The following is a 6,464-nucleotide window of genomic DNA, read 5'->3' on the forward strand; positions in this document are numbered from 1 at the left end:
GATTGTCTGAGATTGTCTGAGATTGTCTGAGATTGTCTGAGATTGTCTGAGATTGTCTGAGATTGTCTTGAAGAATGCAAGAGCCGTACAACGGAAAAAGATATTCAAATGCTTAATACGCGTTTAGCTTATCAAAAAGGGGGATATAATGGCACTTTTTCCATTTTCTATTGCTGATATTGATGATCCGGAATGTATTCGTGTGGTTCTTTATGCTAGCGGAAGAATGGGACATGCTCCTTTGAATGCTCTGTTGAAGCAAACACGTCAAGATCTCCAATGTTTTGATAAAATACAGACTCAAAATATTCTCCAACTTACACAGCGTTTGGATATTTTAGAACAACAATTGAAAACGATTATCAAAGATCTTGAAGATGTGAAACACAAACAAGACGCTGAAGAAGCGGATAAAAGTAAAACGATGGGTGATTAACCATCTCGATTTGTGTCTCTATGGGATTTAGCTCCTTTAAAGCAGTGAGATAGATAGTTGTGAACAGGATAGTTATTTGCCTGTCCATAGAGCATTTATTTTTTTGATCAACCAAAAATGAAAAAGAGGTATTCTATAATGAAAAAATTGATTTTAATATTTTTAGCTTTGTGTCTTACTGGACCAGCTTCTGCACGTTTGAGGACTATTTCAGATGATTGTTCAGATATCGGCGGAACAATGGTTCGATCACAAATCATCAATAATATTTCTGTCATTCCATATAAAAATTTGCAAGGGGTAAATATTCTCTCTGTTTTGGAAACGAGGCCTACAGAAGAGCCAGAAATGTCACAAATTACAGGAAGAACATTTCATATTCAAAGTCCTGAGATTGTTGAGCTGGCCTATAGAGCTTACAGTACATCGCAATTCGTTGATATTTGTTACAGAAGTAACTATCCAATCAATGTTATTCGAGGGCTGAGAGTGCGTGATAATTAAGCGTATTATCTGTATTCGTTGTGACTTAAATAAGTGATGCTTGGAAAATGGTCAATCTTCTACACTAAGGTTATTTTAACCCTAGCAGTTTTCTGATTTACAGTTTTTACTCAGAGTATAATCGTTCATGTTTTACAGAATTCATGAGTGATCGGTATTGAGGATCTATCTTAAGATATTCAACTACAGTTTTTTCTATTTTAAACTGAGTAATTTTGCATCAATCGTCGTTTGAGCTTAGATGGCAATTTCATTCTAGCGTTTGGTGTTAGAAAGATTTTAAGCGTAGTGAGGCTGTAAATACTTGTCTTAATTGTCTTTGTTGACAGTATGCCGCTTGCGATAGGCAATAAATCATAGACACATTTTGAATCCGTAGAATGCACGTACATTAACAATGGCAGACATTTTCAGTGGTAGTATTGCCAATGATAGAGCTTGTGCATGCGATGTTTTGTTGTGTGAATAAGTCATCATTCACGCGGCACCAATAAGGGAAGGCTTTGCTGTAGAGCCTGTAAAATAAATCGTGCAACAGCGGGGTAGGGGTCAGAATAGACTGAGATGAGGCAGCCTTATCACGGGCTAAAGCTGGTCAAAATTCTCGTCTTTAAGGAGGCGAGGAGGCTAAAAATATCCATTAGATTGCATGGGGATGCATTTCATGTCCGTTGCAATAAATTTAAAAGAGGTAAATTATGAAAAGTTTTTTGAAAAAAATATCCATTGTTTTGGTGATGATAGCATTAACAACAGGTGTTTCTCATGCTGGAGTTTATGAACAAAACGGTTATCTCAATTCGGTTCAAGTCGTTAGCGCAGGAGCACAATGTCGCCTAGAGCTCAGATACGGTATCAGCCCTACTTCAGACATTCAAAAAGGTATTTGGGGCTGTGATAACATTGTTGGAAAAAGTATTTTGGATTTGGCAAAAACCGCAGTCATTTTGAACAGAAAAGTAATGGTTATTTTTGAAGCGGGTCATGTGCCAGCAAAAAGGGTTTTAGCCATCACTTTAAAATAAGATCAATAGGGGTTTTTCTCCCTTTTTATATCTGTAACGCTTCAAGAGGTTACAGGTATAAAATATGGAGTGTATATCAAAGGTATAAAAATGTTTCAAAGAGCATTCTCAGTATTTTTAGTGACAGTTTTATTTTTTTTCTTTTCAGATGTAAATCTGTCATATGCTATTGATCCTCCCCATATGGTTTTCCGTATAGATGATCGCTCTCCATCTGTTATATTCTTTGGAGGAGGTTTTGCCCCTTGGGGGGATGATCAGGATATCATACATCATGTAACTGGGCACTCTATTGCTCAACAGACTTCAGCATTTGTGTCTACAACTGCAAATATGGATGCAGTTTACAGAATGGCGCGGCAACAGATTGCTAATAATCCTGATGAAACGTACTGGCTATATGAAATTATTCCAGATATAAATTTTTATTATGTTCCTAACTCACTCTTTGATACAGCCATGTCTGCTGACAACGTTGTTCAACATGAACAAGTTATGGATCTTTATTATGCATATTTATGGCAGGATGAATGGGCTTCGCTGGGGGCAATCAATACAAATCATATATACTCTGCAAGAAGTATTATGCAGCAAGCGAATGGTGATATTGTCATTGGTCCTAGAACCTTTAATTCTCTTTTTGTTGCCGCTCCATCACAAGTAAATTCGGGGACACTTCCTTCACAAGATTACACTTTTTTATCAGCTTATTATTCTGATAGCGAGGATGCGTTATCTCCAATGTCACTGGCATTTCTTGTAGAATCCTGTAACAGCTCTTCATCCAGTGGTCATATGGAGCGTTCTGGGGATTCTTCCTGCAGCACATACAAACATTCTGTTGATGATATTATGTATAAAATGAATCTATGGTATGAAGCTCTTTAAAGAATTACAGCTATATCTTGCTATTTAATCAAAAACAAAAAAGTAGGGAGATAGCGCATTTCTGTTTTATTTGATTGGTTCTGATGCGCATAGTGCGTAGGGCAGAGAAAATTTTTCGGTATTATGAAGTGTGATAGGGGTGCTATAAAGCATAGGTGTGACATCATCAAAAATGGAAGCGTTGATTTAACAGTATTTGTTGATCTCGATTAGAAAGTCCGTTCTTTTCTTTGTTTGGAGTTTTACATCAATAATTTCTTATCTTGTTGTCGTGCTGCCTTTTGAGAGTGCGGTGATAGAAGGCGTGTAAGATTTTATATATGAAGTGTTTGTGTGGTGAATAACGGTAAATCCATTGAGCACTCCCATCTTTACGCTTATGTAGAGGCAAGCCCGCACCATCATTGTATTTGCTCGCTCCCAATATTACGACAGCCTTGGTTCGTGAGACGCTTCATAAGAGGCATATGCCTTTCTTATACAGTTTTTAATCCACATGCTAGCTACGCTTGTAACTTGTAAGCAACATGGTTTTGGTTGATTTAACATAAACAGGTTTGAAATGAGAGAATCCTATGGTGTTCGGGTCTCTCATTCAACATGCAAAACAATAAATACTCTTTATAAATCAATATGACATGTCTTAAAGAAGACGAATTGTTTATAGATCCGCATGGATGAAGAATCTTCGTCTTTAAAGGTGGTGAGAGAAAATCATCAGCCCTATTTTTTCATAAAGGGTATGAGAAAAGTATTTTACAAGAATTTTATACGATAAGAATTATACGATAAAAAAAGAGGGGCTTTTGACATAAGAGTCTTGATCGTTTGTTGCTATAACCTGTATTGTATACACAAATACTTCTATCATTTTTTGCTGTAAAAGCTTCTCTTGGGATATTAAAGGGTACAATCTTTATGGAAAAAAGAATCCGAGCAAGACAAAAGGCTTATTTCAAAAGATTATATCGCAAGATTGCTTTTGTTTGCATAATACTTTTTTGTATAGTGTTTTTGTGTTTTGTTGTTGCTAAGGTGGTTAGTTATTTTTCTTCTCATAAAAAAGTAACACAACAAGCACCCGTTGAATTGGTTATTCCTGTTTTTGATCTGCGCGTATATTGCAAGGAAATTTCTGCTTCCGTTATGCCCGATATGAAAAGAGAAGTTTATCAGCATTGTCTTAATTTGGAAAGTGAGGCCTATTTTGCTATTCGTGAAATGTGGGATAAGCTTTCTGATAGTGCTAAAAAACAATGTTTGACGATGGTCCGTCCTGGGGATGGAAATTATTTTCTCTTACGAGACTGTTTTCTCAATGAAAAAGAAAATAAAACAGGCAAAAGGCGCAATTACTTTTAAGTTTTTATACGGAAAGTTAAAAGGAAGCGAATTTTTATAAAAAAATAAAAGCCTCTTAAATGACTATCTGCCTCAAGACCAATAGCAACCTGATTTATTTATCTTGTTATATCGCACTTCTTATTTAAGGTGTGGCGACATAAGGTATGGATGCCGTCTTGAAATGTTTAAGGGGAGGGCGTGGTAGAGTTTCAGGAGGATTTGTTGCGCTTTTTAAAGGGAAATAACGAGTGTGGGAAATCCATTTCATAATGGTTTTAGTGAATGGTATAATCCTCATGAAATATATAAAATTTATAGAGTATGTTCATCTTTATGGTTTGAAAAAGAGTAAGCCGGTACTATCTCACACTTTGCTTGCTCCCAATGGTGCCTCTCGACAGCCCTTTAGCCTTAGAGACGGTTCATAAGAGGTACTTTAAGTCTTTTTTATTGTTTTTACTCCACGCAGGTTTTCCCACGTGTAACATGCAAGAAAAAGAGATTGATTCAACAGCAAACAGATAGAAAATGAAAAATCCTACGGTATTAAGTTTTCTTACTCAACACAACAAATATGAATTATCATTATAAACCAATTCACTGTACGAATTTTATAAGAATTTTCATTGTTGACAGACCAGTGTGACTCGAGAATCTTCGTTCTTTGAGGGGGTAAGTCAATAGACATGACTAAAATGAGTAAAAAAACTTCCTTTTATAAACATTCAAGGCTTCTTCATGCGTAAAACGCTGTGCTGGGTTTACAAATGTGCTTGTTTTATAATTCTAGTTTTCTTTATCAGAAAATACTTTATCAGAAAAGATAAGTGAGGAAATGCGTTAGGCCATTCTTATTGATAGGCTTTGAGGAGGGTATTTTGTTGAGAAGAAACTGATTTTTTAAAAAAAGTTTGATATATTGGTCGGGTTTTTCATAATTTAATATTTTTTTGTATTTAAATATTTTATTTTTAAGCTCAATTTGTTATAAATAAAAACTGTGATTAACTTAAAAACTCTATGGGTTAAAATAGAAATTGATAGTATCGTTAGCTTATTTGGAAAAGAAGATTGATCTCTTGGTGATTATAGGGCTTGAATAATACTTCGTGTTAATCTATCTATAAAAATCAAGAGGTTTTGTGAAGCGATCGTGGATTATCGCTCGCAAGGGGTTGCTTTAGCGATGAAGAGAGGCTATATTTATAAAATAAAGAGGTTCGCGCAGTGACTCGTTGGGATGGAAGTGCTTGTGGTTTAAATGCACGAGGGGTAGAGAATATCGGCGTTTTTAAGAGCTGTGGTTTTAGAGCAAAAAAGGAAGCTTCTAATATTCTCTGGCAGGAATTTTTTCTTTGTCAGGTATGTTGTGTGTGTGTTTTCCTTTTTGTTTTCCACAAGATAATTATTTTTTTAGTGAAATATGGTTTATTTTAAAAAAAACACTTGGCATTTTACGTGAACATCATTAGATTTCTGCTGTTTGACAGAGAAAAAGGGAATTTTTGATTTACGATTTCCCTGCTGTTTTGTGATTTTCAAGAAAATATATGCTTTTATCAATATCAGTAGGGTTCGTTTGAGTGAAATAAACGCGGATAGCTTGATAATCGTATGTTAAAAATGATCAGCATTATCAAAAGATAATGTAATGAGGAAGCGTCAATTAAGACACACAATAAGACAAACACTCCAAAAAGGGATAAAGATGAGGCCACAACAAAATAGACGGGTACGCGGTCGCAATAATAACAATAATGGTAATAACAATAATAATCGTCGCGGTCCTAATCCGTTGTCTCGCAATTATGAAAGTAGCGGTCCGGATGTTAAAATTCGCGGGAATGCTCAGCAAATTGCTGATAAATACATAAGCCTTGCGCGTGATGCACAAGGTGCAGGCGATCGTGTTATGTCGGAAAATTATTTACAACATGCCGAGCACTATTTGCGTATTATTTTAGCAGCAGCTGGGCAAATGTCTCAATCGGTTCGGCGTGATGAAAATCGAGGTGATGAAAACGAAAATCGTGATGAAAACAATGGGCAAGAATGCGGTGAAATAAATCTTGACGGTGAAAAAAAGGATACTGTTGAGGGTGATACAGATGTATTACAAATGTCGTCGCAAAAAAATGGCAATGGCCAATATGATAAAGCGCAAAATGGGGATGCGCGTGAAAACGCTTTAGAGGCTCTATCGGATGGAAAAACAGATCAAGAGCACAGTCTTTCTGAGAAAAATGTTGAACCCGTCAAAAAAACAC

General features: G+C 35.9%; 6 protein-coding genes. All 6 read left to right on the plus strand.

Annotation, left to right across the window (positions count from 1 at the left end; all coding sequences use genetic code 11):
- The first annotated feature begins 148 nt into the window (after positions 1-148).
- Positions 149-436 carry a hypothetical protein gene (locus tag ACFIKN_RS01945; protein ID WP_273791311.1) on the plus strand — a complete coding sequence of 96 codons (288 nt, stop codon included), beginning with the start codon at positions 149-151 and terminating at the stop codon, positions 434-436.
- Between the two features lie 138 nt (positions 437-574).
- Positions 575-940, plus strand: a complete 366-nt coding sequence (locus ACFIKN_RS01950) for a hypothetical protein (protein ID WP_273791312.1) — start codon at positions 575-577, stop codon at positions 938-940.
- A gap of 698 nt (positions 941-1,638) precedes the next feature.
- Positions 1,639-1,965: a hypothetical protein gene (locus ACFIKN_RS01955; protein ID WP_273791313.1), complete on the plus strand. Its 327-nt coding sequence runs from the start codon at positions 1,639-1,641 to the stop codon at positions 1,963-1,965.
- A 90-nt stretch (positions 1,966-2,055) separates the two neighbouring features.
- Positions 2,056-2,853 (plus strand): hypothetical protein, encoded by a 798-nt coding sequence (locus tag ACFIKN_RS01960; RefSeq protein ID WP_375631408.1) that lies wholly within the window; start codon positions 2,056-2,058, stop codon positions 2,851-2,853.
- 918 nt (positions 2,854-3,771) lie between these two features.
- Positions 3,772-4,215, plus strand: a complete 444-nt coding sequence (locus ACFIKN_RS01965) for a hypothetical protein (protein WP_273791315.1) — start codon at positions 3,772-3,774, stop codon at positions 4,213-4,215.
- A 1,690-nt stretch (positions 4,216-5,905) separates the two neighbouring features.
- The coding region (locus ACFIKN_RS01970; protein WP_375657828.1) for a DUF4167 domain-containing protein at positions 5,906-6,464 on the plus strand (559 nt) is incomplete at its 3' end.

The organism is Bartonella sp. CL436QHHD (genome assembly GCF_042195105.1).
Lineage (GTDB): Bacteria > Pseudomonadota > Alphaproteobacteria > Rhizobiales > Rhizobiaceae > Bartonella.

Coding starts and splice junctions, on each gene's coding strand:
- ACFIKN_RS01945 (WP_273791311.1), top strand. CDS start 149: ATGGCACTTTTTCCATTTTCTATTGCTGATATTGATGATCCGGAATGT.
- ACFIKN_RS01950 (WP_273791312.1), top strand. CDS start 575: ATGAAAAAATTGATTTTAATATTTTTAGCTTTGTGTCTTACTGGACCA.
- ACFIKN_RS01955 (WP_273791313.1), top strand. CDS start 1,639: ATGAAAAGTTTTTTGAAAAAAATATCCATTGTTTTGGTGATGATAGCA.
- ACFIKN_RS01960 (WP_375631408.1), top strand. CDS start 2,056: ATGTTTCAAAGAGCATTCTCAGTATTTTTAGTGACAGTTTTATTTTTT.
- ACFIKN_RS01965 (WP_273791315.1), top strand. CDS start 3,772: ATGGAAAAAAGAATCCGAGCAAGACAAAAGGCTTATTTCAAAAGATTA.